Below are 26,088 nucleotides of genomic sequence, written 5' to 3'. Positions count from 1 at the left end.
GTAAGCGAACCGGATGACGACTGAGATCCAGACACCCGACTCCGCGGGAACGGCGGCCGACGCGTCGGCCGAGACCGCGCGTCGCCGGTCCCGGATGGATCGCGACCACCCGCTCTACAAGTGGGTCGTCCTGTCGAACACCACGCTGGGCATCCTGCTGGCGGCCATCAACGCATCGATCGTCCTGATCTCCCTTCCCGCGATCTTCCGCGGCATCGGCCTGAACCCGCTCGCGCCCGGCAACGTCGGCTACCTGCTCTGGCTGATCATGGGCTACCTGGTGGTGACGGCCGTGCTCGTCGTCCCGTTCGGTCGGCTCGGCGACATGTTCGGCCGCGTCCGCATCTACAACCTCGGCTTCGTCGTGTTCACCGTGGCGGCCGTCGCGCTGTCCTTCGACCCGTTCGCCATGGGCGGCGGCGCGGTCTGGCTGATCGCCTGGCGCGTCGTCCAGGGTGTCGGCGGCGCGATGTTGATGGCCTCGTCGTCGGCGATCCTCACCGACGCGTTCCCAGCCAAACAGCGGGGGATGGCGCTGGGGGTGAACATGGTCGCTGCGGTCGCGGGGTCGTTCCTGGGCCTGCTGATCGGCGGCGTCCTCTCCGAATGGCACTGGCAGGCCGTGTTCTGGGTCGGCGTGCCGATCGGCATCGTCGGCACGATCTGGAGCTACCGCTCCCTGCGCGAGTTGGGTAGCCGAAACCCCGGCCGGTTGGACTGGGCAGGCGTGGTGACGTTCGGGCTCGGGTTGACGGTGCTGCTGGTCGGCATCACGTACGGAATTCAGCCCTACGGCGACTCGACCACCGGTTGGACCAGTCCGTGGGTGCTCGGCTCGATCGGGATCGGCTTGCTGATGCTGGTCGTGTTCTGCTTCGTCGAACTGCGCGTCGAATCGCCGATGGTCGATATCCGGCTCTTCAGGTCGACGGCATTCGGTATGGGCAATCTCGCCGGTCTGATGTCCTCGGTGGGCCGCGGCGGCCTGCAGTTCATGTTGATCATCTGGTTGCAGGGGATCTGGCTTCCGTTGCACGGCTACAGCTTCGAGTCGACGCCGCTGTGGGCGGGCATCTATCTGCTTCCCGCCACATTCGGCTTCCTCATCGGCGCACCCGCGGCCGGTTGGCTGTCCGACCGGTTCGGTGCGCGTCCGCTGACCGTCGGCGGCATGCTGCTGATGGCCGTGACATTCGTAGCGCTACTGATGATTCCGGTGAACTTCGACTACTGGATCTTCGCGCTGCTGGTGTTCCTGAACGGTCTCGGCGGCGGCATCTTCACCGCGCCCAACACCGCGGCCATCATGTCCAGCGTTCCCGCCGAACAACGTGGCGCCGCGTCGGGTGTGCGGTCGACGTTCTTCAACGCCGGCAACTCGCTGTCGATCGGCATCTTCTTCTCGCTGATGATCGTGGGCCTGGCAAGTACATTGCCGACGGCGATGAGCGACGGCCTTCAGGCGCAGGGGGTTTCGGCCGACGTCGCGCACGAGGTCGCCAACCTTCCACCGGTGGGCAGCCTGTTCGCAGCGTTCCTCGGCTACAACCCGATCGGCGAACTGCTCGGCCCGTCGGGTGCACTACAGGCGCCGGGCGTCAACGTCGATGTGCTGACCGGCCAGACGTTCTTCCCGCAGCTGATCACCGCTCCGTTCCATTCCGGGTTGACCGTGGTGTTTGTGGCCGCAGCGGTGATGATGCTGATCGGTGCCGTCGCATCGATGTTCAACCCCGGCCGTTACGCCGACGCACCAGGTGCCGACATCGAGGCGTGAATCCCTCGGGCGACGCTAGGACAGCTCGACGAGTACCGGCGCGTGATCGCTCGGCGCCTTGCCTTTGCGTTCCTCGCGGACGATCTCGGCGTGCGTCACGCGTTGCGCCAACGCCGGTGATCCGAGGATGAAGTCGATCCGCATGCCCCGGTTCTTGGGGAACCGCAGCTGGGTGTAGTCCCAGTACGTGTAGACGGCCGGACCGGGCGTGAAAGGCCTTACCACATCCGTGAATTGGGCGTCGAGGATCGCGTTGAACGCCGCCCGCTCCGGTTCGGTGACGTGGGTGCTGCCCTCGTAGGCCTCGACGCTCCACACGTCCTCGTCGGTCGGTGCGATGTTCCAGTCGCCGACCAGTGCGAGTTGCGCCGACGGGTCTTCGGTGAGCCAGCTCTGTGCGGTATCGCGCAGCGCGGCAAGCCATTGGAGTTTGTAGACATAATGCGGTGAGCCGACGAATCGCCCGTTCGGCACGTACAGGCTCCACACGCGCACCCCGTTGCACGTCGCGCCGAGCGCCCGCGCTTCTGCTGCCGCTTCCATCTCCGGCTTGTCGCTCCACGTCGGTTGGTTGTCGAAGCCGACCGCAACGTCCTCGATGCCGACGCGGGACGCGATCGCGACGCCGTTCCACTGGTTGAACCCGCAGTGCACCACCTCGTAGCCGGCGGCCAGGAAGGGCATCGTGGGGAACTGCTCGTCGGAGCACTTGGTCTCCTGCATCGCGAGCACGTCGACGTCGGCGCGTTCAAGCCAGTCCGCGACGCGGTCGACTCGTGCCCGGATCGAGTTGACGTTCCATGTGGCCAGCCGCATGGTCGAAAGCCTACGGACGCAGTCGCACGTAGCGCGAGCGGTGGTGCAGCATGAACCCCATCGACTCGAAAAGCGCGGTCGCTGAGGAATTGTCGGACAGCACCTGGGTGTACGCCCGCTGAGCGCCGCGGTCCGCGCCCCAACTCAGCAGTGCGGCGCACACGGTCCGCGCGTGACCGTGCCGTCGCTGATCCTCGCTCACCTTCAGCGCCGACAACCCCAGCCAGCGGGTGCCGTCGGGGGCGGCGGTCACGGCTGCGCGTGCCACCGCGGCGCCTGGGATCGTCGCGAAGGCGACCTCGCCGTCGACGACGGCGGTCAACACGTCGACGGGCACGTCGCGCTCATAGATCCGCAGCCACCCGTCGTCCGGTCGTGAGGCCAGCACGACGCCATCGGACGGGCCGCGCGGGCCGACATCGCATGCCATGACGAGGTTCTCGGCGTCGGCCGGGGCATCCGGCGGAATGCGGAACAGCTGGTCCGGTGCGCTGACAAGCGGCGGTACTGATCGCGCCGTGTACCAGTCGGCGATCGCGCCCATGTCCTGGCGCGCCGAAGGGTCCAGAGGTACAGCCGAATTGGCACGCCGCGTGCTGCCGTGTCCGAACCGGCAGAGCCAGCCGCCCACCCACTGCTGCTCCACACCCGGCCATCCCATCGCGGCCGCATGCTCGAGGTTGCGGATGTCGCCGGTGCGCACCGGCGCGGCGGTGAGCGCCTTGATCACCACCACATCGTCGACGCGAACCGCCACCACATCACCGCGCTTGGTGCGCACCTGCAGCGTCGGCCCGGTCTGCTCGAGATGGCCGATGACGTCGGTCATGGGTGGTACCGACCCGGCGGGCAGGCGGTGACGAATCATCACCCGCGTGCCCACCGGCGGGATCTGCATCAGTGACCGAAGGGGTCGGGATCCTCGCCGGGAGTCCACGACAGTCCCGGCACGCCCCAGCCGTGCGACTTCACCGCACGCTTGGCGCTGCGGGCATGGCGGCCGACCAGCCGATCCAGATACAGGAAACCGTCGAGGTGCCCGGTCTCGTGCTGCAGCATCCGCGCGAACAGTCCGGTGCCCTCGAGCGTGATGGGCGTGCCATCGGCGTCCAGACCCGTCACCCGCGCCCAATCGGCCCTACCGGTCGGAAACGATTCGCCGGGCACCGACAGGCAGCCCTCGTCATCGTTGTCGGGGTCGGGCATCGTCTCGGGAATCTCGGAGGTCTCCAGCACCGGATTGATGACGACGCCCTTGCGTCGCGTCGTCTTACCGCGGTCGTCGGCACAGTCGTAGACGAACACTCGCTTGGACACACCGATCTGGTTCGCGGCCAGCCCAACACCGTTGGCGGCGGCCATCGTGTCGTACATATCCTGGATCAATTCCGCGAGATCCGCAGGCAGCGAACCGTCCTCGCCGACGGGTATCGGCTCGGTCGCGGTGTGCAAGACGGGATCTCCTACGATGCGAATCGGTACGACTGCCACGCGCAACAGCTTAAGTCGGCAATCCTTATCGCCCGACTCGCGGGCATGTCGGCCGCCTCAGGTTGCTAACCCGTGGTTGAATGAGCGCCGAACCACAGCGATGTCATTTCGAGTGTTTGGAAGGGTCCAGGAGCGAAATGGACGGCGCAATCGCGCGGACTGAGCAATCCGGGGACGACCCTGCCCTGGCTGACGGGTTGACCCGGCGCGAGCACGACATCTTGGCGTTCGAGCGCCAGTGGTGGAAGTACGCGGGCTCCAAGGAAGACGCGATCAAAGAGTTGTTCTCCATGTCGGCGACCCGCTACTACCAGGTGCTGAACGCCCTCGTCGACCGCCCAGAGGCCCTTGCCGCCGACCCGATGCTGGTCAAGCGGTTGCGCCGGTTGCGGGCCAGCCGGCAGAAGGCGCGGGCCGCACGTCGGTTGGGCTTCGACGTCACCTGAGCCCGTCGGGGGATTGGCGGGCCGGTTTGTCCGGCTGGATACAGTGAACGCAATGAATCAGCAAAAATCCTCTGGCCTCCCCCTGCGCGCGATGGTGATGGTCCTGCTGTTCCTCGGCGTGGTGTTTCTGCTGGTCGGATTCCAGGCGATGGGTGGCGGAGACGACGAGGGCGAGCAGTCGCCCATCGCGACAACCACCACGACGACCACGAAAACCAGCCCAACGACAACCAAGCCGGCCAAGCCCGAGGTGCGCGTCTACAACATCTCGACGGTCGATGGTGCCGCGGAAGGTACCGCCAGTCGGCTTCGCGAGGGCGGCTGGGACGTCGCCGAGACCGGGAACCTCGAGTTGCCGGACGTCACGGTCAATACCGTGTACTTCACCGACGGCCCCGGGGAGCGGGAGGCCGCCGAGGAGATCGGCAGGTTGTTGGACGCCCCGGTCGAACCGCGACTGCCCGAGCTCGCAGAGCAACCGCCGGGCGTCCTCGTGGTGGTCACCGGCTAGGCTCTTGCCCATGCTGAAGACCGTCGCTGCCGCAGCTTGCTTCGCTGTTCCCGCTCTCGTGTTGACCGCTTGTAGCTCCCCCGAACAACCCGCAACCTCGCCGGGCACCACGCCGTCGATCTGGACGGGTTCGCCGTCGCCGGCGGCGCCGCCGGGTGAACACGGGGGTGGCCACGGTGGCACCGGGGGTGAGGCCGCCGGCGAGACGCTGACCGCGGACCTGAAGAACGCGGAAGGCACCACGGTCGCAACGGCGCAGATCGCGTTCAGCGGGAACTACGCCACCGTCACCGTGGAGACCGCCGCCCCAGGCGAGTTGGCGCCCGGCTTCCACGGCCTGCACATCCACTCGGTCGGCAAGTGCGAGCCGAATTCGGTCGCGCCGGCAGGCGGTGCGCCGGGCGACTTTAACTCGGCCGGTGGACATTTGCAGGTGGCCGGACACACCGGTCATCCCGCGAGCGGTGACCTGTCATCGCTGCAGGTTCGCGAGGACGGCTCCGCGCTGCTGGTGACCACCACCGACGCGTTCACCGCGGAGGACCTGACGAGCGACGCCAAGACGGCGATCATCATCCACGAGAAGGCGGACAACTTCGCCAACATCCCGCCCGAGCGCTATCAGCAGGTCAACGGCGCCCCGCCGCCGGACGAGACCACGCTGGCCACGGGCGACGCCGGAAAGCGCGTGGCGTGCGGTGTCATCGGCACCGGCTAGCAGCCATATAGATTTCGTCGGTTCACCCCGCCCGACCATCGGGGTGGAATGGGAGTTCGCGCTCGTCGACGCCGAGACCCGCGACGTGAGCAACGAGGCCACCGAGGTCATCGAGGAACTCGGCGAGAACAACCCGCGGGTCCACAAGGAGCTGCTGCGCAACACCGTCGAGATCGTCACCGGCGTCTGTGATTCCGTCCCCGAGGCGATGGACGATCTGCGCTCCACGCTGCGCACCGCTCGCAAGATCGTGCGCGACCGCAACATGGAGCTGTTCTGTGCGGGCACGCATCCGTTCGCGAAGTGGTCCCCGGAGAGTCTGACCGATGCGCCCCGTTACGCCGAGCTGATCAAGCGCACGCAGTGGTGGGGTCGGCAGATGCTGATCTGGGGTGTCCATGTGCACGTCGGTATCTCGTCTGCGCACAAGGTGATGGCGATCAACACGTCGTTGCTCAATCACTACCCGCATCTGCTGGCGCTGTCCGCGTCGTCGCCGTTCTGGGACGGTGAGGACACCGGCTATGCGTCCAACCGCGCGATGATGTTCCAGCAGCTGCCGACGGCCGGGCTGCCGTTCCACTTTCAGACGTGGCGGGAGTGGGAAGGCTTCGTTCACGACCAGAAGAAGACCGGCATCATCGACCACATGAACGAGATCCGTTGGGACATCCGGCCGTCGCCGCACATCGGCACGGTGGAGGTGCGGGTCTTCGACGGGGTGTCGAACGTGCACGAGCTGAGCGCGATCGTCGCGCTGACGCATTGCCTGATCGTCGATCTCGATCGACGCCTGGACGCCGGGGAACGGCTCCCCACGATGCCGCCATGGCATGTACAGGAAAACAAGTGGCGCGCAGCCCGTTACGGCTTGGACGCCGTGATCATCCTGGACGAAGACAGCAACGAGCGTCTGGTGACCGAGGATCTCGACGATCTGCTGAACCGCCTGGAGCCGGTGGCCGCGTCGTTGAAGTGTGCCGACGAACTCCGCCGTGTCACCGACATCTGCAAGTCGGGCGGGTCCTACCAGCGTCAACGGCGGGTCGCGGAGGAGCACGACGGCGATCTGCGCGCGGTGGTCGACGCGCTGGTCGCCGAGTTGGACATCTGAGGGTGGCCGTCACGCCGATGTTCCCGCTGCAGGTGGCGATGCTGCCCGGCGAGGAGCTTCCGCTGCGGATCTTCGAACCGCGTTACACCGCAATGATTTCCGAGTGCCTCACCACAGACGATCCGGCGTTCGGCGTGGTGCTGATCGCCGCGGGCCGCGAGGTGGGTGGCGGTGACGTCCGCAGCGACGTCGGCGCCATGGCACACATCGTCGAGGCCGCCGACTTCGGGGACGGCCGTTATCGTCTGCGGTGCGCGATGGGCGAGCGGATCAGGGTCGTGGAGTGGCAGCCCGACGATCCGTATCCCCGCGCGGCTGTCGAACCCTGGCCCGACGAACCGGGCGAGGGCGTCGATGTGGACGCGATCAGGGACATCGAGGACCGGATGGTCGCGTTGTTCGAGCGGATCGCGCAGGCGCGCGGCGCCCAGGTGGTCGGAAGGGACATCGTCGCGGGTGCCGACGAGTCGGGCGATGCGTCGATGTGGTTGTACGCCTTGGCTTCCCGCCTCCCGATGGGCCAGGCGGACCGGTACGCGGTGCTCGCCGCGCCATCCGTCGCCGCACGCGTGGCGGCGTTGAGTGAGGCCGTCGACACCGTCACCGCGATGGTCGAGTTCCAGCTGTCCGAGTAGCGCTCAGGCTAGACGCGCACACCCTCCACGAACGCGGTACGCGGCGTCGTCTCGGTGGGCGGTCGGCCGTAGCGCTCCATCAGGGCCCCGGCGTCATCCGACGACACCCGCCAGCCGTGCTTCATCAACCACTCGGCGACGTCGGTGCGCTCCTCGATGAACCAGAGATCCTGCACATCGGGGGCGTCGGCGTCGTCACCGGCCTGCTCACGCAGTTGGCGCAACTGTTCGCGTCGGCTCTCCAGATATCCGGAGTCGAAGAACCCGGCGCCAAACGATTCGACGCCGATGCGGCTGCCGGGCGCGCTGAGTTCGTGGATGCGCTCGAACAGCAGGTCCTGCCCATCGGCAGGTAGGTAGGGCAGCAGGCCCTCGGCGGCCCACGCCGTCGGCTCCTGCGTATCGAAACCCGCGTCGCGCAGGGCCGTAGGCCAGTCCTGGCGCAAATCGATGGGCACCGCCACGTAACGGGCCGCCGGTCGGTCGTTCACCAGCGTCTCGGCCTTGAAAGCGAGCACCTTCGGCTGGTCGATCTCGAAGACGACGCTGTCCGTGGCCCAGGGCAGCCGCCAGGCCCTGGCGTCGAGTCCCGCGGCGAGGATGACAGCCTGCACGACGCCGTTGGCGCCGGCGGTGATGAAGAAGTCGTCGAACCACTTCGTGCGGGACGCCGCGTAATTCGATATCGACCGGATCCGCTCGACCATGTGGGACGGCGGCAACTGCCAGCCGCGCGCAAGGGCCGCATCGATGAATCGCTGCGCATAGGAGTCGGTGAACAGTGGGCAACACGAACCCGCTTCCTGAGACCGCGCCCACGCCACCCCGAGCGCGGTCGCGCCGACGCTTTCGGTGATGTCCCAGCTGTCGTCGTCAGACCTGGCCATTGCCGGTCTCGGGTTCGGTGAACTCGTACATCTCGTCCTTTGTCAGCAAGTCGTCGCGAACGTTCTGTTCCCGATAAGCAAGCTGGCCAACCCTGTTGGCGATGACTGGGGCGGTGATCACCGTAAACAATCCGGTCAGCACCAGCATGCCGACGTCGACGTGACCGTGCAGCCGGACCGCCGCCCCCGCGAGCACGAGCAGCAGACCCAGCACCTGCGGCTTGGAAGCCGCGTGCATCCGAGTCAGGGTGTCGGGAAACCGGACCACGCCGATGGCGGCGGTCAGCGCGAGCGCGGAGCCGCCGAGGATGAGCACGCTGGCAACGATGTCGAAGATGCTCATCGCGGCCGCCTGGTGGGAGGCTTGTCGATGTCGGGCACGCGGAACCTCGCGACGCTCACCGAGCCGACGAAGCTGATCAACGCCAACGCGGTGAGGCCGTAGGTGACGGTGGTGTCGAGGCTGTAGGCGGCCCAGATCCCGATGCCGCACATCGCCACCGCGACAAGGCAATCCACCGCCACCAGACGATCCAGCGTGCTCGGCCCTGCCAGTAGACGGAACATCGTGAATGCCGCCGCCGTGATGATCATGACGGCGGCGATGACCCAGACGACTGTCACGCGCTCTCCTCACTCACGGTCGGGCGCCAGTCCTCGTCGCGTTCGAAGCTCGCCACCAGCAGCCGCTCCACGACGGCGACCTGGCGGTGGAACTTCTCGACCGCGCGGTCCGAACCGACGTCGAGGACGTGCATGTACAGCCGTCGGCGGGTCTGGTCGATCTCCAACACGATCGATCCGGGGATGAGGTTGAAGATGTTGACCGCCAACGCCAGTACCAAATCGGACTTGACCGAAAGGTGCGCGCGCATCACGGCCGACAACGGCGGCGGCCCCGGCTTGATTGCCAGCCAGGCGACCTGCACCGACGACAACACCAGGAAGTAGATGACGGTGAGGAGCAGCCGCAGCAGCGACAGGGGGTGCACCTTGCCGTTGACGGGTACCACGGGCAACGGCAGGAGCCAGGTGATCAACAGGGCGACCGCCAGCCCCGAGAGGATGTTGGCGGCGGAGAACGTGCCCCACAGCAACACCCAGACCAGCACCAGCCAACAGATCACCCAGACCCGCAACGCAATACGTCTCATGGGGTCCCCACCACCGCGCTGATGTACTGGCCGCGGTCCAACACCTCATCCGCGGCGCGCTCACTGTAGGAGAAGATCGGCCCGGCGAAGACGGTCAGTGCCAGTCCGACGGCGATCAGCGCGCCCGTCGGCGCGACCATCCCGGCCGGCATCCGTCCCACGTTGTCACGGTCGACAAACTGGATGTCCTCGGGCTCGTCGAGCAGCGCCGACGGTGAGGCCGCGGAGAGATGACCTTCCGGCGCGTCCGCGCGCGAGCGCCAGAACGCCCTCGTCCACACCCGGGCCACCACATAGAGCGTCAGCAGGCTGGTCACGACGCCGCCACCGACGAGCGTCCACGCCAGCACCGAGCCGACCTGTGCGCCGGCCTCCAGCAGCGCGACCTTTCCGATGAAACCCGAGAACGGCGGTATACCGCCGAGATTGAGTGCGGGCACCACGAACACGAACGCCAGCAGCGGGCTGGCCGCCGCCAGGCCGCCGAGCCGGTCCATCGTCGACGCCCCGGCCTGACGTTCGATCAGGCCGACGACGAGGAAGAGGGTGGTCTGCACCAGGATGTGGTGTGCGACGTAGTAGATCGCGCCCGACATCCCGAGCGCGTTGGCCAGCGCGATGCCGAACACCATGTAGCCGATGTGGCTGACCAGGGTGAAGGAAAGCAGTCGTTTGATGTCGTTCTGGGCGATGGCACCGAGGATGCCGATCAGCATCGTGAACAACGCCGCCACCAGCAGGACAGGGTCGAGCCCACCGCTGGGGAACAACAGCGAATGCGCCCGGATGATCGCGTACACACCCACTTTGGTGAGCAAGCCGGCGAACACCGCGGTCACCGGGGCAGGTGCGGTGGGGTAGGAGTCGGGCAGCCACCCCGACAGCGGAAAGACCGCGGCCTTGATCCCGAAGGCCACCAACAGCACGGCGAAGATCGCCGAGCGGGTGCCGGTGGACACGTCGTCGAGCCGCACGGCGATCTCCGCCATGTTCAGCGTCCCGGTGGCGGCGTACACGAGGGCGATCCCGAACAGGAATATCAGCGACGACACCATCGAGACCATCACGTACGAGATGCCCGCGCGGACACGGTCTTTGCTCGCCCCGATGGTCAGCAACACGAAGCTCGCCGCCAGCAGCACCTCGAATCCGACGAAGAGGTTGAAAAGGTCACCGGCGAGGAAGGCCGTGTAGACGCCGGCCGACAGCACCAGGTAGGTCGGCATGAAGATCGACACGGGCTGACGCTCGTCACCGTCTCGGATGCCCTGACCGATGGCGTAGAACACCACCGCCAGCAGCACGATCGACGAGACGACGAGCATCAGGGCCGACAGCCGGTCGACGACGAGGGTGATGCCCAGCGGACCCATGCCGGGCACCGACTGGCCCCAGCCGCCGACGTTCAGCACGAGCGTGCCTTCCCGGTCGGCGAGGACGAGCAGCGCGGCGCACACGGCGACGACGATCGACAAGGCGATGAGGGTGATGAGCCGCTGTAGCCTCGGACGGCGACCGGCGATCAGTGTCGCCGCCGCGCCCAGTGTGGGGATCAACACGGGCAGCGGCATCAGCGTGGCGGGGAGGTTCATTTCGACCCCTCGAATCCCGGCAGCGCGTCCAGTTCGTCGGGGGCATCGGTGTCGCGGGCGACGTCTGGTTGCGGAAGGTCCTCCTTTACGGCACCGGTGTCCTGGGCGGCCAGCTCCGAGACCTGCGCATCCATGGGGTCGTCGCCCACTTCCTCTTCAGTGGTCAACCGGTAGGACCGGTACGCCATCGCCAGTACGAACGCCGCGACGCCCATGGTGATGACGATGGCCGTCAGGATCATGCCCTGCGCCAACGGATCCGCCGTCACGGTGTTGTCCGCGCTGGTGCGGCCCCTGATCGGCGGGTTGCCCGACGGACCCCCGACCACCAGGATCAGCAGGTTGACGGCGTTGCCGATCAGCAACAGGCCCAACAACATTCGCGTCAGGTTTCGCTCCAGCAGCAGGTAGATGCCTGCGCTGGTGAGTCCGCCGATCAGGACGAGCGGCACGAACGAGGTGGTCATCAGGCGGCCACCGTCCTCTTCTGGTCCTGACTCAACTCGACGTCGATGCGGGCGCCGAGGCTGCGCAGCACGTCGAGGACCAGTCCGACGACGATCAGGTAGACGCCGAGGTCGAAGAACAACGCGGTGACGAACTTGACGGTGCCCAGTACCGGCACGTCGATCTCGATCAGCGCCGACGACAACACCGGCGCTCCCACCAGAAGCGAGGCGATCGCGGTGCCCGCCGACAGGCTCAAACCCGCGCCGAGGATCTTGCCTGCGTCCAGCGGCAGCGTCTCGCCCAGTTCATAGCGTCCGCCTGCGAGGTAGCGCAGCACCAGCGCCAGCCCCGCCGTCAATCCGCCGGCGAATCCGCCGCCAGGAGTGTTGTGACCGGCGAAGAAGAAGTACGCCGACAACACCATGATCAGCGGGAAGATGAGCCGTGTGGCGACCTCGAGGATCAGCGACCGATGCCTCGGGTCGCGCAGTTCGCTGCCCCGCAGCCACGTGATGTCGCCCGCCGCGGGGCTGGTGCCCGGGATCGGTGGCAGGCGTCCGATATCGGGCTGACCGACGTCGGAGACCCGGGGTGGTGCCCCGAATCGCCTGTGCCGGAACACCATCGAGGCCACGCCCGTCGCCGCGACCAGGAGCACCATGATCTCGCCCATGGTGTCCCAGGCGCGGATGTCGACGAGTAGCACGTTGACGGCGTTTGAGCCGTGGCCGCGGTAGTACGCCGCATCGGGGATCAGCGACGCGATCGGGATGTCCGTGCGCGCGGCCATCGCGTACGCCGCCAGGGCGGTGACCGTGGCGCCGACCGCGAGGGCCAGTACGACCCGCGGCAGGCGGTTGCGTTTGATGTGGACGCGATCGGACTCGGCGGGCAGCGTCCGCAATACCAACACGAACACGACGAGTGTCAGCGTCTCCACCAGGAACTGGGTCAGCGCCAGGTCGGGCGCACCGTGCAGCGAGAAGATCACGCCACAGCCGTAGCCCGTCACCCCCACCAGCAGCACCGCCGCCAACCGGTTGCGCATCACCATCGCGCCCACGGCCGCGCCAAGGATGATCAGTCCGACGACCACCTGCAGCGGCGAGCCCCAGAGTTTGAAGTCGGGGCGGTCCTTCGCCCCGAGAGCGAGCGTGATCGTCGGCACCAACACCAACGTCGTCAGGATGGCCGACTGGGTGACGGGTATCGAACCACGCTGGGTGACCGCGGTGAGTTCCACCGACCACCGGTCCAGGTGGCGCACCACGGAGTCATAGATGCGGTCGGCGTTGCCGAGAGACTCGCGCATGCCGCGCACCCGCCACAGGCGGGCCCTGGCGAGGAACGCGGCGACGCCGACACCGAGGACGAGCGCCGACAACAGCAGCGGCAGATTCAGGCCGTGCCACAGCGCGAGCTCATAGTCCTCCCCGCCCGGCACCGTGTCCGCATAGGTGTCCAGCACGTTGCCCAGTCCGCCGGGCCACAACCCGAAGAGCAGCCCCGCCGCGGCGAGGATGCCGGGTGCGATCAGGAAGGTGACATTCGGGTGGTGCATCTCAACGACGCGCTTGCTCGGTTCCGGTAATCCTTTGCGGCCGAACGCTCCCCACAGGAAACGCAGGCTGTAGATCGTGGTGAAGACCGAACCGAGCATGATTCCCGCGAGCACGAAGGGCGCTGCCGCGCCGAGGCTCGGGCTGTGCAGCACGGTCTCGAAGTCGGCCTCCTTGGCGACGAACCCGAAGAACGGCGGCAACGCGGCCATACTCGCCGTGGCGCCGATGGCGATGACCAGCAGCGGGCGCGCACGCGCACCGAGCCAGGCGAGCCTGCGGATGTCGCGGGTGCCGGTGGTGTGGTCGATGATGCCGACGACCATGAACAGTGCCGCCTTGAACATCGCGTGCGCACACAGCATCGCCAACCCGCCGAGCATCAGGTCACTGCCGCCGCCACCGACCATCACGGTGATCAGGCCCAGCTGGCTGACCGTGCCGAAGGCAAGGATCAGCTTGAGGTCGTATTCACGCACCGCGCGCCAGCCGGCAAGCAGCATCGTCAGCAGGCCGAGCGTGATCACGGTCGGTCGCCATGGCGCCGCATCGGCGAACCCCGGGGTCATGCGGGCGATGAGATAGACCCCCGCCTTGACCATCGCCGCGGCGTGGAGGTAGGCGCTGACCGGCGTCGGGGCGGCCATCGCGCCGGGCAGCCAGAAGTGCAGGGGCACGATGGCGGATTTGGACAGGGCCCCGATGAGGACGAGCACCAACGCGACCGATACGGCCACGCCGGTCGGTGGTGACGCGACGAGTTCGGACAGGCGATAGGTGCCCGCGGTGTTGCCGAGCACGATGATGCCCACCAGCATCGCCAGCCCGCCGAACGTCGTGACGAGCAGCGCCTGGGTCGCCGCGCGGCGGCTGGTGGCGCGCTCGGCGTAGTGGCCGACGAGCAGGAACGACAACACCGTCGTGATCTCCCAGAACACGTACAGCAGGAGCATGTTGTCGCTGGTCACCAGGCCGAACATCGCGCCGGAGAACGCCACCAGCTCAGCCGCGAAGCTGGGTAGTCGCTTCTCGGTGTGTCCGTCGCGGTGGTGGAAGTAGTCGGTGCAGTAGAAGAGCACCAGCGCACCGATGCCCAGCACGAGCACGCTCATGATGGCCGCGAGGGAGTCGAACCGTAGGACGATGTTCATCGACAGCTCAGGCACCCACGGCACATCGACCGTCGGCGCCGCGCCGGGCCTCGGCCAGTTGGTGACCACCCAGATCAGCGAGCCGAGCGGCACCAGTGCCAACGGGTAGAACGCCATCCGTCCCCACTTCTGCACAAGCAGGGGTGCCAGCGCGGTCGCGACCGCGTGGGCGATGAGGACGGCGAGCAAGGGCACTCCGTTTCTGTCGTGGGCTCGGCAATCAGCCGTCGGCGAAGGGCAGATGGCGGGGTGTCAGCCGGGTGAATGCTCTGGCTTTAAGCCATTCTACGTGGGCCGATAGGGCTACCATCCGGCGTAGTGGACATTGCCGATGTGGTAGTGGTCGGTGCGGGGCCGACCGGCCTGATGCTGTCCTGCGAATTCGCGCTGGGCGGTCTGTCGGTGCGCCTGCTCGAGGAGCGGGCCTCAACACCCAACATCACCAGGGCGTTCGCCGTGCATGCCCGGACCCTCGAACTGCTCGACGCGCGCGGCATGGCCGACGCTCTGATCCCGCTCGGTGTGTCTGTGTACGAGGTCGCTCCGCCCGGTGGCGCGACGTTGGACCTGCGGGAGCTGCCCGGCCGGTACGCGATGTTGTTGATCGTCCCCCAGAGCGGCACCGAGCAGGTGCTCGAGGGTCGGGCCGCCGAACTCGGAGTGCCGATCGTCCGGGGCGCTGAGGTGGTGGGGCTGACCCAGGACGACGAAGGCGTCACGGTCGAGTGCGCCGACGGCCACAGCGTTCGCGCGAAGTACGTCGTGGGTTGCGACGGCGCGCACAGCACGGTCCGGAGCCAGATCGGCATCGACTTCGTCGGCAAGCAGTATGAGACCCACATCCTGCTGGCTGATATCGCGCTCTCGCGGGCACCGGAGGACACGTTGACCGGCGTGACCAACGAACGCGGCGTCGTGCTGATGATCCCGTTCGGTGACGGCTGGTTCCGCGCCATCGGATGGGACCGGCTGCGCGAACAGGCGCCCCTGTCCGAACCCGTGACGCTGGACGAGATTCGCGATTCGTTCGTGCGCATCGCGGGTGACGACTACGGCATGACCGACATGAGGTGGAGTTCGCGGTTCCTGTCGGAGCGCAAACAGGCACGGCACTACCGGTCGGGGCGGGTGTTCATCGCGGGCGACGCCGCGCACGTGCACTCGCCGCTCGGCGGCCAGGGCATGAACACCGGCATCGGGGACGCCATGAACCTGGGCTGGAAGCTGGTCGCCGCCGTCAACGGAACGGCGCCGCCGTCGCTGTTGGACACCTATGAAGCCGAGCGGCATCCGGTCGGTGCCGCCGTGCTGCGCACGACCGATGCGTTCAACCAGGTGGTGCTGGGAAACTCGAAGGTGCAGCGTCTTGCGCGAAACATCGTGATCGGAACGTTGACGCGGGTCCCGAAGACAAGGCGAATCCTGCGGGAGTTCCTCAGCGGTATCGGAATTGCCTACGCGCACAAGGGTGGCGAGCATCGGATGGTGGGCCGGCGGATGCCCGATATCGACTGCAACGGCACCCGGCTCTACGAACTGCTGCGGGGTCAGAAGTTCGTCGCCGTCACCGCGACGCCGGTGGAGATCGGCCGCTCCGACGTCGTGCAGGTCACCGGAAGGCATCCGGAAATTCCCGACGCGGTTCTCGTCCGCCCGGACGGTTATGTGGCATGGGCGAGCGACCGGGTGCCAAGTGAAGCGGAACTGGTTGCGGCGGTTGATAACTGGATTCATCAGAAGTAGCGCAGCCAGACGTAGAGCCACGCCAGCGCCGTGGAGAGGATCGTCACCACGATGCCGTAGCGGGTGAAGCGCCAGAAGCTGATCGCGTGGCCGGCGCGCTGCGCGATGCCGATGGCGACCACGTTGGCGCTCGCGGCGATCGCGGTGCCGTTGCCCGAGAAGCATGCGCCCAGTGCGAATGCCCACCACAGCGCTCTGCCGGATTCGGGGTCTGGTGCGTGGTCAACCATGTCCTCGACCACCGGCGTCAACGTTGCCGTGTACGGGATGTTGTCGATGAACGCGCCGAGTACCGCGGAGCCGAACATCAGGCCGGTGGCGGCAAGGAAGAAGTTGTCGCTGAACAGGTGGACCGCCGCGTCGCCCAGCCAACCGATCACCCCGGTGTGCACCAGACCGGACACCATGGCGAACAGGCCCATGAAGAACACCAACGTGGGCCACTCGACTTCGGGAAGCACCTCGGCGACATCGACGTTGGTGACCAGCAGCATGGTGCCCGCCCCCAGCAGGGCGACGATGGAGGGGGCGACATGCAGCACCGAGTGCAGACAGAAGCCGATGACCACCAACGCCAGCACCACCATCGACCGCACGAGCAGCCGGGTGTCCTTGATGGCCCGTCGTTCCTGCAGCGCCATCACCTTGTCCATCCGCATGTGGTTGGAGCGCAGGTCTTTTCGGAACAGAAATCGCGTGAACAACACGAACAGGACGAAGATGACGGCGACCACCGGCGCCATGTGGACCAGGAAGTCGTTGAACGTCAGGCCCGCCCGGCTACCGATGATGATGTTGGGCGGATCGCCGATGAGGGTGGCCGCGCCGCCGATGTTGGACGCCAACACCTGGGCGATCAGGAACGGTTGAGGTGCGATCTCCAGCCGGTCGCAGATCACGAGCGTGACGGGTGCGACGAGCATGATGATGGTGACGTTGTCGAGCACCGGGGAGGCCACGCCGGTGATGACCATCAGCATCACCATGAGCCGAAATGGGCTGCCCTTGGACCGTTTTGCGGCCCAGATGGCCAGGAAGTCGAACAGGCCGGTCTGCTTGACCACGCCGACGATGACCATCATGCCGAGCAGCAGGAAGATGACGTTCCAGTCGATGCCCTCGTGTTCGGAATAGAAGATCTGCACGCCGGGCGTCAGGCCGAGGAGCGTCATCAGCCCGGCGGCGACGAGGACGGTTTTTACCTTGTTCGCGCGCTCGGTCGCCAGAAACCAGAACGCGACGACGAATATCGCCAGCGCCAGTAGTGGAGCCAGCACGGGGGTCGGGGGTTCAGTCGTTGGGGCCGGCCACGGCCAAGCTGGTGAGTAATCGCTCGAGCGTCACTGCACCGACCAGCTTTCCGTCGCGATCCACCACCGCGATGAGCGGGCTGCGCTTGGTCGCCATCACGGTCGCGACCTCCAGGAGGGTCGCGTCGGGTGCCACCGTCACCGGTTTGGCGACCGGTGAGGGCAGGCAGTCGCCGACGGTCAGCTTGCCTGGGCCGTGCCAGAACAGGTCGGCGTGGATTTCGTCGACGGTCCGGACCAGTGCCGGATCGTCGCGGTAGGACTCCGGGATGGTCAGCCGCAACACCTGGGTGCCCGGCAATACGGCGACGGGGTGGTCGGATTCGTCGACCACCACGAGGCCCGGGAGTCGGTTGACGACCATCAGTTGGATGGCCTTGGACACCGGATCGTCCATTCGCACCGTCGGTGGGGTCACGGCGATCTCATGTGCTTGCATGACGGTTTCTTCTCGGGCGGTCCATCTAGTGCCGGCGGTATCTGCGGTAAGCGTCATCGTCCTCGTTCTCCGGTCGGCGGCGAAGCACTTTGTGCATGGTGAGGTCAGTCTCGGCGTGGAACGGACACCGCACCATCGGGTCTGACACCCATTCGGGCAGGGAAACGCCCTGTATGGACAAATCTCGGTTTGACGGTCCACGCTGGGGTCATGAAAGGGGCGCGCACCCGGGCCAACGCGCTGTTCCGGCGTGTCTTCGTGATCAACGGGCTGATCTTCGTGCTCGGCACCCTGGTCCTGGCGTTGTCCCCGGCGACGGTGTCGTCGCGTATCAAGTTGACGGAGATCCCGGTTCTCGTCGTCGGGCTGGCGGTGATGCTGACGGCGAATGCGCTGCTGCTGCGATCGAGTCTGGCGCCGATGCTGAAGTCTGCACGGACGACCGCGGGTGCGGCGGCGCTGGCGGCGCAGGAGAACGAACGTCAGCGCATCGCGCGCGAGCTGCATGATGAGATCGGGCAGACGCTCACCGTCGCGCTGTTGATGCTCAAACGCGCCGTCGACCGTGCACCCGCAGACATCAAGAGCGAACTGGCCGGTTCGCAGGAGGCGGTACGGGCGAGCCTCGACGAGGTCAGAAGCATCGTCCGCCGGTTGCGTCCGGACGCACTCGAGGACCTTGGACTGACCAGCGCACTCAACGCCCTGTGCAGTGAGTTCTCGCAGGCCACTGGTTTGAAGGTGGTCAAACACATTGCGTCCCATGCTGATCGGCTGCCCGCCGACGTCGAGCTGGTGTGTTACCGGGTCGCCCAGGAGAGCCTCACGAACATCGCCAGGCATGCGGGGGCCAACAAGGTGTGGCTCGACATGCACTCCACCGCCAAGCGATTGACGTTGCGGATCGCCGACGACGGATGTGGTGGTGTCGCGGAGGAGGGTGCGGGAATCAACGGGATGCGGGAGCGGGCGCTGCTGGTGAACGCGGCGCTGACGATCACCTCCCCCAAGGACGAGGGCACCGAGGTCCGACTGGTGATCCCGTTGCCCGGGCCGGATGACTGATGCTCGCCTCGCCCGCGCGGATCCTGCTCGCCGACGACCATGCCCTGGTTCGCAGCGGCCTGCGGATGATCCTCGACGCGGAGCCGGATCTGACGGTGGTGGCGGAGGCCGCCGACGGACACGAGGCGCTCGACGTCCTCTCGCGTATCCCGGCCGACCTGGCGATTCTCGATATCGCGATGCCACGGATGACGGGTCTGCAGGCGGCGCGGGAGATGAATCGGCGGTATCCGCATGTGCGGATCCTGATCCTGTCGATGTACGACAACGAGCAGTACTTCTTCGAGGCGTTGAAAGCGGGCGCGTCGGGCTATGTACTCAAGTCGGTGGCCGACCGCGATCTGCTCGAGGCGTGCCGCGCGACGCTGCGGGGCGAGCCGTTCCTCTATGCCGGTGCGGTCACCGCGCTGATCCGCGACTACCTGCACAGGGCGCGGCACGGCGACTCGTTGCCCGAGACCATCCTCACGCCTCGCGAGGAGGAGGTGCTCAAGCTGATCGCCGAGGGCTTCTCGACGCGGGAGATCGCGGCGACGCTGAGCATCAGCACCAAGACCGTCGACCGCCACCGCACCAACACGTTGGCCAAACTCGGTCTGCAGGACCGGGTGGCGTTGACGCGCTACGCGATCCGCGCCGGCCTGATCGAACCGTGACGCGCTCCGCATAGCGCGGGTGTCGCGAAGCGGACCGGCAGGGCATGGCCGACGAGCCCGATGCCCGCGCCGAGGATGGGCCAGATCGGCCAGAAGTACCAGGCGCCGGCGGTCAGGCCGACGGCCAGCCACACGGCCAGCACGATGACGACCATCGACATGTAGGCGCCGAGGTGGATCTGCACGCCGCGGCGTGCTGCCGTTCGGCGGGCCTGCCTGCGGGCCGGGTCGTTGCGCCGGATCCGGTCCAGCGGCAGGTCTGCGACCAGGTCGTGCAGTTCGTCGGTGGTGTGCGCGGCGAATGTGGCCTGCAGTCGGGGCTCGTATTCGTCCAGCGTGAGGTAGCCCTGCGCCAGTGCCTGACCCAGTTGATTCGCGGTCCGCTCCCGTTCGAGATCGCCGGCTCGCATCGTGCCTCCCGATAGTCAATCTTGACAGTGGCTAGTTACGACTATGCACCCTCAACTAGTCACTGTCAAGATCTAATCCGGAGGTCGCCGAGACTGCGCACAGATCGCGAATTTCCGCGAAATCGCGATCTGGCAGCAGTCTCGGCGGAAGGGGGAGTCAGCGTGCGGCGGAGAACGCGCGTAGCGACTCGACCTGGACGGGATCGAGCGACGGCCGCACGGTTTCGCGGGCCTTGGCGACGTCCTCAGCTGTGACGGCGGCGGCGTCGATCGAGCGGCGCATCGCCGTCAGCGCGGACTCGCGCAGCAGCGCCACGCAGTCGGCGGCGCTGTAGCCCTCCAGGTCGCCGGCCAGGGCGTCGAGATCGACGTCGTCGGCCAGCGGCACGGATTTGCCTGCGGTGCGCAGGATCTCGCGACGTGCCTCGGCGTCGGGCGGCTCGACGAAGACCAGCTTCTCCAGCCGTCCGGGTCGCAGCAGCGCCGGGTCGATCAGGTCGGGACGGTTCGTCGCGCCGAGTACCACCACGTTGCGCAGCGGCTCGATCCCGTCGAGTTCGGTGAGCAGCGCGGCGACCACCCGGTCGGTGACCCCGGAGTCGAAGCTCTGCCCGCGCCGCGGCGCCAATGCGTCGAGCTCGTCGAGGAACACCAGCGACGGCGCAGAGTCGCGCGCGCGACGGAACAGGTCGCGGACCGCCTTCTCCGAGGCGCCGACCCACTTGTCCATCAGCTCGGCACCCTTGACGGCGTGCACGCTCAGCCGTCCCGAGCTGGCCAGCGCCCGCACCACGAACGTCTTGCCGCAGCCCGGCGGGCCGTAGAGCAGCACACCGCGCGGTGGCTCGACACCGAGTCGCTCGAAGGTCTCCGGATGCTGCAACGGCCACAGCACCGCCTCGGTGAGCGCCTGCTTGGTGTCGGCCATGTCGCCGACGTCCTCGAGTGTCACCGAACCGACCGACACCTCTTCGGTGGCCGACCGCGACAGGGGCCGGATGACGCTCAGCGCGCCGGTCAGATCGTCCTGCGTCAACTCCGGCGGCTTGCCGTCCGAGCTGGCCCTCGCGGCCGCCCGCAGCGCCGCCTCGCGCACCAGCGCACACAGATCGGCGACGACGAAACCGGGTGTGCGTTCGGCGATTTCGCCCAGATCGAGTTCACCTGACGGGACGTCGCGCAGCAGCACCTCGAGCAGCTGCCTGCGGATCGACCCGTCCGGCAGGCTCAGGCCGAGCTCGCGGTCGCAGAGGTCGGGCGCCCGCAGCCGCGGGTCGACGTTGTCGGGTACCGCGGAGGTGGCGACGAACGCGACGCCTCGGGTGGCGACGGCGTTGCGCAACTCCGTGAGGATCAGCGTCGCAACGGGTTCGGCGGGTGAGGGGAGCAATGCGTCGATATCGGTGATCAGCAGCACGCCGCCGCCGTCACGCACGGTGGACACCGCCGACGACACGCTGGACAGCCGATCCTCGGCGCGCAGCGCACCCACCTCGGGACCGTCGAGCTCGACGAGACGGCGATCGGTGCAGACCGTGCGCACCATGGTGGCCTTGCCGACGCCTGCCGGTCCGGACACCAGCACACCGAGATTGGCTGTGGCACCCAGAGTTTCGAGCAGCTCCGGCTGATCGAGAGCGAGTTTGAGCCATTCGGACAACCGAGACGCCTGGGCGTGCGCGCCCTTGAGGTCGTCGAAGCTGACAGCGGGGGCCTTCTCGCCCGCGGTGACGGTCGGCTGGGCCGACGACGCAGCCTTCGTGGGCGTCACCCCGTCTCCCCAGCTCACCAACGAATTGGGTTGTACGCTCACCGGTCCCGCAGGATCGACGCCGGTCACCGTGAGCAGTTCGGACGTCCAGGTGATGCCCACCGACGACGCGAGCGCGGAGGTCGCCGCCGACGTGGGGATGTCCGGACCCAGCTCACGCGGCAGCAACGAGACGGTGTCGCCCACCATCATCACCTTGCCCAGTAGCGCCTGACGCAGCGTCGCCGGTGAGATCGACTGAGTGGCGAGGTTGGAGCCCGACAGCGTCACCGAACGCGCGCCGTACACCGTCACGGGTTCGACCAGCACCGGGGCGTTCTCGCGAACACCGGCATTGGACAGCGTCACATCGTCGAGCAGCGCGGTGCCGGTCGGTGTGCCCGGCGGTGCCACGCCCGCCACCGCGGCGGTGGTGCGCGAACCCGTCAGCGCGACCGCATCCCATTCGCGGATACCAAGTGCCGCAATCACTTCCGGATGAAGCCTGACCACACCGCGGCGGGTGTCCAACGCCGACGTGTTCAACCTGGCGGTGAGCGTGAGCTGCTGTTTGAGGGCGGGGCGGTCGGTTGCAGAGCGCCCCGAGTCGAAACCGGTCACGTCAGGAGCCCGGCCTGCGCAATCCGAGTCGCATCACGGACCTCCGGTGCGGCTGCGCGCGGCGGATCGCCCGTCGCGCGGCCCGCTGCTGCCGCGGTTTGTCGTCCCACACCTCGGGATGCTCCGCCAGGAAGCGCCGGGTCCGGATCGCGAACGGGATGTGGATGACATAGCCGAGGATGATCGCCAGGATCACGAGGTAGCCGTACAGGATCGACGCCGCGACCAGAATCGCGACGGCCACCAGAAGCGGCGCAACCATGTTCGGTGACACCGAGAAGGTGTGGATCTTGCGCATCGGCAGCGTGCTGACCACCAACAGCGAGACGCCGACCATCCAGACGATCACTGCGATTTCAGACGTCCACCAGCCTTCGCCGAACTGCATCTTGGCGGCCAGCGGACCGATCGCCCCGATCGCCCCGGCGGGGGCAGGCATGCCGACGAAGTACTTGTTCTCGTATGCGGGCTTGGCGACGTCGAGCATCGCGTTGAACCGCGCCAGCCGCAACACGATGCACACCGCGTAGAGCAACACCACGATCCAGCCGATCTGGGACGTCGAGAGCAGGGTTGCGTAGACGATGAACGCCGGTGCGACACCGAAGTTCACCGCGTCGGCGAGTGAGTCGATCTCCTCGCCCATCCGGGACGTGGCCTTCAAGATCCGGGCCATGCGGCCGTCGAGTGCGTCGAGGATCGCGGCAACGGCCAGAAACGCCATCGATTCCGTCGGTCGGCCGTCGAGGGCGAATTTCACTGCGCTCAAGCCGAGGCAGATGGCGGTCACGGTCATGGCGCTGGGCAGAATGCGCAGGCTGATCACCGGCGCCTTGACGCGGGGCTTGATCATGCGGGAGCCGTCCGCCCGACGTCATCGGGCCCGAGCTCGGCCAACACCGTTTCCCCGCCGACTGCCCGCTGGCCGACGGTGACCAGGAGGTTTGATCCCGCGGGCAGGTAGGTGTCGAGGCGTGAGCCGTACCGGATCAACCCGTACGTATCGCCGATCGCCAGCTTGTCACCGACCTTCGCGTCGCACACGATGCGGCGGGCCACCAGGCCCGCGATCTGCACCGCGATCACCTGGGCACCCTCCGGCGTGCGGATGACGATGCTGTTGCGTTCGTTGAGCTCGCTGGCCGCCTCAAGTTCGGCCGAATGAAACTTTCCGGGCCGGTGGCAGACCGCCACCACCTCACCGCCGACCGGTGCGCGCTGCACGTGCGCGTCCAGTACCGACAGGAAAATGCTGACCCGCGGCAAAGGCGTTGCGGGCAGGCCGAGTTCGGCCGGCGGTATGGCGTCCTGGATGAGACAGATCAGCCCGTCGGCCGGAGCCACGACGACGCCGGGACGGTTTGGTGGCACCCGCGGCGGATGTCGGAAGAACGCGGCGTTGGCCAATGCGGATGCGACGCCTGCGCGTCGCAGCCACCGACTCCGGTGTCCGAGCGCCGCCACCGCGAGGCTGGCACCGACGAACGGCAGGCCCGCAGGGTGCATCGGGGGTATCGAGGTACGCACCAGCGCGGCGAACCGTGCGGGGCCGGATTTGTTGTTGTCGGGGCGTCTGGCCATCGTGGGGCGATTCTACGGGCGTGACGTGGCGCCAATAGGCCTATGCCAAGTCCCAGATCTGAACATGGGATCCACCGGCGAGTTCGACGACATCCTCGTCGATCTCCAACAGACAGTTCGCCGACGCCAGCCAGCGCAGGTGATGGGATGCGGGCGGCCCATAACTGGTGACGGTGCCCGCGTCCGGATCGAAGACTCCGCGGCGGTACTGACGTTTCCCTCGCGGTGAGGTGAGGTCCTCGGTCAACACCGCGGTGCGCCGCGGGCGCTCGGGGTGAGGCAGCCCCATCGCGCTCCGCAGGGGTGCCCGCAGGAACACTTCGAACGACACCAGCGCGCTGACCGGGTTGCCCGGCAGGGTGATGATCGGGGTGCCGTCGACGACGCCCGAACCCTGCGGCATGCCGGGCTGCATCGCGACCTTGACGAATTCGACCTGGCCTTCGCCCAATGCGTCCTTGACCACCTCGTATGCGCCCGCGCTCACGCCGCCGGTGGTGATGATCAGATCGGCGTCGCCGCGGTGGCGGTCCAGTGCGTCGCGGAACACCGCAACGTCGTCTCCGGCGGTCGGGGTGGCCACCACCTCGGCGCCGGCATCGCGCAGGGCCGCGGCGAGCATCACCGCGTTGGATTCGTAGATCTGGCCCGGCTGCAGCGGAGTTCCGGGTGCGACGAGTTCCGATCCCGTCGACATCACCAGGACCCGCTGGCGCGGAATGACCGACAACTCGCCGAGCCCCAGCGCCGCCGCCAGGCCGAGCGCCGCGGGGGTGACCACCTGCCCCGCCCGCAACACGGTGGTGCCCGCGGTGACGTCCTCACCCGCACGGCGGATGTGCTGTCCCGGTTTCGCGCTCGCGCGGATCTCGACGGTGTCGGTGGCGGCGTTGGTGGCCTCGACGGGGATCACGGCGGTGGCGACGCTGGGCAGCGGCGCGCCCGTCATGATCCGGTGCGCGGTGCCGGGCTTGAGCGTGAGCTGGTCGGTGCGGCCCGCCGGAATGTCCTCGGCGACGGGCAACAACACCGGCTGTTCTGGTGTCGCGCCCGAAATATCCTCGGCGACAACGGCGTACCCGTCCATCGCGGAATTGTCGAAGCCGGGAAGCGACAGCGGAGCCACCACATCGTCGGCGAGTACCAGGCCCAGCGTCTCAGCGATGGGCATGGTGACCGCCGGCCTGCGAGTGATCAGGCCGGCGACGACGCGCTGATGTTCTTCGACGGACCGCATCACACGGGGAAGGTCACGCCGGTCAGCTCCTCGGACACCGTCCACAACCGACGCTGAATGCTCTCGTCGTGTGACTGTGCGGTGGAGGCAACGACTTTCGGGTGGCCCCGCTGTTCCTGGAAGCCACTGGGGCCGTAGTACTCCGCATTCTTGGCGGCCGGGTCCGTCGCCGCGCGTAGCGTCGGCTCGGCCCCCATGTCGGCACTCTGCGCGATGAACGTCGACCAGAAGAACTGGCCGACCTGCCGGATACCTGCGGGCATGTTGCGCAGCAGTTCGGTGTCGGCGGCACCCGGGTGCGCCGCGGTGGCGATCGTCGGCGCCCCCTTGGCCTGCAGCCGCCGCGCGAGCTCGTAGGTGAACAGGAGGTTGGCGAGCTTGGACTGACCGTATGCGACGACGCGGTTGTAGTTGCGGTCGAGATTGAGGTCATCGAAGTGGATCTTGGCGCGGATGCGGTGGGCCATGCTGCTGACCGTGACGACCCGCGAGCCGTCCACCGACAGCAGGTTGTCGAGCAGCAGACCGGTGAGCGCGAAATGGCCCAGATGGTTGGTGCCGAACTGCAGCTCGAAACCGTCCTTGGTGCGGGCCTTGTCCGTGTACATCACGCCCGCGTTGTTGATCAGCAGATCGATGCGGTCGAATTTGGCGCGCAGATCGTCGGCCGCGGCGCGGATGTTGTCCAGCGAGGTCAGGTCGAGCTGTTGGACGGTGACGGTCGCGTTCGGGCTCGCGCTCTTGATGCGCGCCGCGGCGTCGTTGCCCTTGTCGACGTTGCGCACTGCCAACACCGTGTGGGCGCCCTTGGCGGCGAGCACGGCCGCAGCTCCGTAGCCGATGCCGGTGTTCGATCCGGTGATTATCGCGACTCGCCCGGATTGGTCGGGCACATCGGCCGCGGTCCATTTGGCGCTCATGCGATCAACATACTCAGGCCAACCGGTCTGGCGAACTGGTCTTGCGTCGGCGGTT

The 26,088-nt window shown here is 67.3% G+C and carries 27 protein-coding genes; 9 read left to right on the top strand and 18 right to left on the bottom strand.

What is annotated here, in order from left to right:
• The first annotated feature begins 13 nt into the window (after window positions 1–13).
• Complete coding sequence (locus H7J93_RS24555; protein ID WP_267308895.1) at window positions 14–1,777, top strand: MFS transporter; 1,764 nt, start codon at window positions 14–16, stop codon at window positions 1,775–1,777.
• 15 nt (window positions 1,778–1,792) lie between these two features.
• Here H7J93_RS24555 and H7J93_RS24550 read toward each other — a convergent pair whose 3' ends face one another.
• Genes H7J93_RS24550 through H7J93_RS24540 form a run of 3 tightly spaced genes read right to left on the bottom strand, consistent with a single transcriptional unit; the run spans window position 1,793 to window position 4,084 of the window.
• Window positions 1,793–2,593, bottom strand: a complete 801-nt coding sequence (locus tag H7J93_RS24550; RefSeq protein ID WP_267308894.1) for an exodeoxyribonuclease III — start codon at window positions 2,591–2,593, stop codon at window positions 1,793–1,795.
• 10 nt (window positions 2,594–2,603) lie between these two features.
• Entirely contained in the window at window positions 2,604–3,491 is an 888-nt protein-coding gene (locus tag H7J93_RS24545) for an N-acetylglutamate synthase, CG3035 family (protein ID WP_267308893.1), read from the bottom strand.
• Window positions 3,491–4,084, bottom strand: coding sequence for a peptide deformylase (locus H7J93_RS24540; protein WP_267308892.1), 594 nt, complete (start codon window positions 4,082–4,084; stop codon window positions 3,491–3,493). The genes H7J93_RS24545 and H7J93_RS24540 overlap by 1 nt, the downstream gene beginning before the upstream one ends.
• A gap of 137 nt (window positions 4,085–4,221) precedes the next feature.
• On the opposite strand from H7J93_RS24540, the gene napA reads away from it, so the two are divergent.
• From napA to H7J93_RS24515, 5 genes are read left to right on the top strand one after another with little or no spacing between them, the layout of a single operon-like run.
• Window positions 4,222–4,530, top strand: a complete 309-nt coding sequence (gene napA / locus H7J93_RS24535; protein WP_083156359.1) for a nucleoid-associated protein NapA — start codon at window positions 4,222–4,224, stop codon at window positions 4,528–4,530.
• A gap of 52 nt (window positions 4,531–4,582) precedes the next feature.
• Window positions 4,583–5,041, top strand: coding sequence for a LytR C-terminal domain-containing protein (locus tag H7J93_RS24530; RefSeq protein ID WP_267308891.1), 459 nt, complete (start codon window positions 4,583–4,585; stop codon window positions 5,039–5,041).
• A gap of 10 nt (window positions 5,042–5,051) precedes the next feature.
• Window positions 5,052–5,759 (top strand): superoxide dismutase[Cu-Zn], encoded by a 708-nt coding sequence (gene sodC, locus H7J93_RS24525; RefSeq protein ID WP_267308890.1) that lies wholly within the window; start codon window positions 5,052–5,054, stop codon window positions 5,757–5,759.
• Window positions 5,740–6,873, top strand: a complete 1,134-nt coding sequence (locus tag H7J93_RS24520; protein WP_267308889.1) for a glutamate--cysteine ligase — start codon at window positions 5,740–5,742, stop codon at window positions 6,871–6,873. The genes sodC and H7J93_RS24520 overlap by 20 nt, the downstream gene beginning before the upstream one ends.
• 2 nt (window positions 6,874–6,875) lie before the next feature.
• The gene (locus tag H7J93_RS24515) at window positions 6,876–7,508 is read left to right on the top strand and encodes an LON peptidase substrate-binding domain-containing protein (protein WP_267308888.1); all 633 of its coding nucleotides are present in this window, start codon (window positions 6,876–6,878) and stop codon (window positions 7,506–7,508) included.
• A gap of 8 nt (window positions 7,509–7,516) precedes the next feature.
• On the opposite strand, the gene H7J93_RS24510 is transcribed toward H7J93_RS24515, so the two are convergent.
• Genes H7J93_RS24510 through H7J93_RS24480 form a run of 7 tightly spaced genes read right to left on the bottom strand, consistent with a single transcriptional unit; the run spans window position 7,517 to window position 14,490 of the window.
• Window positions 7,517–8,395, bottom strand: a complete 879-nt coding sequence (locus H7J93_RS24510) for an SAM-dependent methyltransferase (RefSeq protein ID WP_267308887.1) — start codon at window positions 8,393–8,395, stop codon at window positions 7,517–7,519.
• Window positions 8,382–8,738 (bottom strand): monovalent cation/H(+) antiporter subunit G, encoded by a 357-nt coding sequence (mnhG, locus tag H7J93_RS24505; RefSeq protein ID WP_267308886.1) that lies wholly within the window; start codon window positions 8,736–8,738, stop codon window positions 8,382–8,384. The genes H7J93_RS24510 and mnhG overlap by 14 nt, the downstream gene beginning before the upstream one ends.
• Window positions 8,735–9,019, bottom strand: coding sequence for a monovalent cation/H+ antiporter complex subunit F (locus H7J93_RS24500; protein ID WP_267308885.1), 285 nt, complete (start codon window positions 9,017–9,019; stop codon window positions 8,735–8,737). The genes mnhG and H7J93_RS24500 overlap by 4 nt, the downstream gene beginning before the upstream one ends.
• Window positions 9,016–9,549, bottom strand: coding sequence for a Na+/H+ antiporter subunit E (locus tag H7J93_RS24495; RefSeq protein ID WP_267308884.1), 534 nt, complete (start codon window positions 9,547–9,549; stop codon window positions 9,016–9,018). Before H7J93_RS24495 ends, H7J93_RS24500 begins: the two co-directional genes overlap by 4 nt.
• Entirely contained in the window at window positions 9,546–11,141 is a 1,596-nt protein-coding gene (locus H7J93_RS24490) for a Na+/H+ antiporter subunit D (protein WP_267308883.1), read from the bottom strand. Before H7J93_RS24490 ends, H7J93_RS24495 begins: the two co-directional genes overlap by 4 nt.
• Window positions 11,138–11,608: a Na(+)/H(+) antiporter subunit C gene (locus tag H7J93_RS24485; RefSeq protein ID WP_267308882.1), complete on the bottom strand. Its 471-nt coding sequence runs from the start codon at window positions 11,606–11,608 to the stop codon at window positions 11,138–11,140. Before H7J93_RS24485 ends, H7J93_RS24490 begins: the two co-directional genes overlap by 4 nt.
• Complete coding sequence (locus H7J93_RS24480; protein ID WP_267308881.1) at window positions 11,608–14,490, bottom strand: Na+/H+ antiporter subunit A; 2,883 nt, start codon at window positions 14,488–14,490, stop codon at window positions 11,608–11,610. Before H7J93_RS24480 ends, H7J93_RS24485 begins: the two co-directional genes overlap by 1 nt.
• A gap of 129 nt (window positions 14,491–14,619) precedes the next feature.
• Here H7J93_RS24480 and H7J93_RS24475 point away from each other — a divergent pair, with 129 nt between their 5' ends.
• Window positions 14,620–16,044, top strand: coding sequence for an FAD-dependent monooxygenase (locus tag H7J93_RS24475; protein WP_267308880.1), 1,425 nt, complete (start codon window positions 14,620–14,622; stop codon window positions 16,042–16,044).
• Here the strand turns inward: H7J93_RS24475 and H7J93_RS24470 are convergent.
• Window positions 16,035–17,321: an ArsB/NhaD family transporter gene (locus H7J93_RS24470; protein WP_267308879.1), complete on the bottom strand. Its 1,287-nt coding sequence runs from the start codon at window positions 17,319–17,321 to the stop codon at window positions 16,035–16,037. The genes H7J93_RS24475 and H7J93_RS24470 overlap by 10 nt on opposite strands.
• A 13-nt stretch (window positions 17,322–17,334) precedes the next feature.
• Window positions 17,335–17,793: a CBS domain-containing protein gene (locus H7J93_RS24465; protein WP_267308878.1), complete on the bottom strand. Its 459-nt coding sequence runs from the start codon at window positions 17,791–17,793 to the stop codon at window positions 17,335–17,337.
• A 210-nt stretch (window positions 17,794–18,003) separates the two neighbouring features.
• Here H7J93_RS24465 and H7J93_RS24460 point away from each other — a divergent pair, with 210 nt between their 5' ends.
• Together H7J93_RS24460 and H7J93_RS24455 are read left to right on the top strand one after the other, a co-directional pair.
• Window positions 18,004–18,858, top strand: coding sequence for a sensor histidine kinase (locus H7J93_RS24460; RefSeq protein WP_267308877.1), 855 nt, complete (start codon window positions 18,004–18,006; stop codon window positions 18,856–18,858).
• Window positions 18,858–19,514, top strand: coding sequence for a response regulator (locus H7J93_RS24455; RefSeq protein WP_267308876.1), 657 nt, complete (start codon window positions 18,858–18,860; stop codon window positions 19,512–19,514). The genes H7J93_RS24460 and H7J93_RS24455 overlap by 1 nt, the downstream gene beginning before the upstream one ends.
• On the opposite strand, the gene H7J93_RS24450 is transcribed toward H7J93_RS24455, so the two are convergent.
• From H7J93_RS24450 to H7J93_RS24425, 6 genes are all read right to left on the bottom strand, one after another.
• Window positions 19,481–19,924 (bottom strand): DUF1707 domain-containing protein, encoded by a 444-nt coding sequence (locus H7J93_RS24450; RefSeq protein WP_267308875.1) that lies wholly within the window; start codon window positions 19,922–19,924, stop codon window positions 19,481–19,483. The two genes, H7J93_RS24455 and H7J93_RS24450, sit on opposite strands and share 34 nt — an antisense overlap.
• 157 nt (window positions 19,925–20,081) lie before the next feature.
• The gene (locus H7J93_RS24445; RefSeq protein ID WP_267308874.1) at window positions 20,082–22,295 is read right to left on the bottom strand and encodes an AAA family ATPase; all 2,214 of its coding nucleotides are present in this window, start codon (window positions 22,293–22,295) and stop codon (window positions 20,082–20,084) included.
• 1 nt (window position 22,296) lies between these two features.
• Complete coding sequence (gene pssA / locus H7J93_RS24440) at window positions 22,297–23,148, bottom strand: CDP-diacylglycerol--serine O-phosphatidyltransferase (RefSeq protein ID WP_267308873.1); 852 nt, start codon at window positions 23,146–23,148, stop codon at window positions 22,297–22,299.
• Window positions 23,145–23,876 (bottom strand): phosphatidylserine decarboxylase, encoded by a 732-nt coding sequence (locus H7J93_RS24435; RefSeq protein WP_267308872.1) that lies wholly within the window; start codon window positions 23,874–23,876, stop codon window positions 23,145–23,147. Before H7J93_RS24435 ends, pssA begins: the two co-directional genes overlap by 4 nt.
• Before the next feature lie 40 nt (window positions 23,877–23,916).
• Complete coding sequence (gene moeA, locus H7J93_RS24430) at window positions 23,917–25,113, bottom strand: molybdopterin molybdotransferase MoeA (protein ID WP_267308955.1); 1,197 nt, start codon at window positions 25,111–25,113, stop codon at window positions 23,917–23,919.
• Window positions 25,113–26,033, bottom strand: a complete 921-nt coding sequence (locus H7J93_RS24425) for an SDR family NAD(P)-dependent oxidoreductase (RefSeq protein ID WP_267308871.1) — start codon at window positions 26,031–26,033, stop codon at window positions 25,113–25,115. Before H7J93_RS24425 ends, moeA begins: the two co-directional genes overlap by 1 nt.
• Window positions 26,034–26,088: the final 55 nt, after the last annotated feature.

This window comes from Mycobacterium barrassiae (assembly GCF_025822765.1).
Classification (GTDB): Bacteria; Actinomycetota; Actinomycetes; order Mycobacteriales; family Mycobacteriaceae; genus Mycobacterium; species Mycobacterium barrassiae.
This window is presented reverse-complemented; position numbering and strand designations above follow the sequence as displayed.

What these genes read in the sequence shown, in the direction of transcription:
- H7J93_RS24455 (WP_267308876.1), top strand. Translation starts at nt 18,858, where the DNA reads ATGCTCGCCTCGCCCGCGCGGATCCTGCTCGCCGACGACCATGCCCTG.
- H7J93_RS24425 (WP_267308871.1), bottom strand. Translation starts at nt 26,033, where the DNA reads ATGAGCGCCAAATGGACCGCGGCCGATGTGCCCGACCAATCCGGGCGA.
- H7J93_RS24490 (WP_267308883.1), bottom strand. Translation starts at nt 11,141, where the DNA reads ATGAACCTCCCCGCCACGCTGATGCCGCTGCCCGTGTTGATCCCCACA.
- H7J93_RS24435 (WP_267308872.1), bottom strand. Translation starts at nt 23,876, where the DNA reads ATGGCCAGACGCCCCGACAACAACAAATCCGGCCCCGCACGGTTCGCC.
- moeA (WP_267308955.1), bottom strand. Translation starts at nt 25,113, where the DNA reads ATGCGGTCCGTCGAAGAACATCAGCGCGTCGTCGCCGGCCTGATCACT.
- H7J93_RS24450 (WP_267308875.1), bottom strand. Translation starts at nt 19,924, where the DNA reads ATGCGAGCCGGCGATCTCGAACGGGAGCGGACCGCGAATCAACTGGGT.
- pssA (WP_267308873.1), bottom strand. Translation starts at nt 23,148, where the DNA reads ATGATCAAGCCCCGCGTCAAGGCGCCGGTGATCAGCCTGCGCATTCTG.
- H7J93_RS24530 (WP_267308891.1), top strand. Translation starts at nt 4,583, where the DNA reads ATGAATCAGCAAAAATCCTCTGGCCTCCCCCTGCGCGCGATGGTGATG.
- H7J93_RS24545 (WP_267308893.1), bottom strand. Translation starts at nt 3,491, where the DNA reads ATGCAGATCCCGCCGGTGGGCACGCGGGTGATGATTCGTCACCGCCTG.
- H7J93_RS24510 (WP_267308887.1), bottom strand. Translation starts at nt 8,395, where the DNA reads ATGGCCAGGTCTGACGACGACAGCTGGGACATCACCGAAAGCGTCGGC.
- sodC (WP_267308890.1), top strand. Translation starts at nt 5,052, where the DNA reads ATGCTGAAGACCGTCGCTGCCGCAGCTTGCTTCGCTGTTCCCGCTCTC.
- H7J93_RS24550 (WP_267308894.1), bottom strand. Translation starts at nt 2,593, where the DNA reads ATGCGGCTGGCCACATGGAACGTCAACTCGATCCGGGCACGAGTCGAC.
- H7J93_RS24465 (WP_267308878.1), bottom strand. Translation starts at nt 17,793, where the DNA reads ATGCAAGCACATGAGATCGCCGTGACCCCACCGACGGTGCGAATGGAC.
- H7J93_RS24555 (WP_267308895.1), top strand. Translation starts at nt 14, where the DNA reads ATGACGACTGAGATCCAGACACCCGACTCCGCGGGAACGGCGGCCGAC.
- napA (WP_083156359.1), top strand. Translation starts at nt 4,222, where the DNA reads ATGGACGGCGCAATCGCGCGGACTGAGCAATCCGGGGACGACCCTGCC.
- H7J93_RS24495 (WP_267308884.1), bottom strand. Translation starts at nt 9,549, where the DNA reads ATGAGACGTATTGCGTTGCGGGTCTGGGTGATCTGTTGGCTGGTGCTG.
- H7J93_RS24460 (WP_267308877.1), top strand. Translation starts at nt 18,004, where the DNA reads ATGAAAGGGGCGCGCACCCGGGCCAACGCGCTGTTCCGGCGTGTCTTC.
- mnhG (WP_267308886.1), bottom strand. Translation starts at nt 8,738, where the DNA reads ATGAGCATCTTCGACATCGTTGCCAGCGTGCTCATCCTCGGCGGCTCC.
- H7J93_RS24485 (WP_267308882.1), bottom strand. Translation starts at nt 11,608, where the DNA reads ATGACCACCTCGTTCGTGCCGCTCGTCCTGATCGGCGGACTCACCAGC.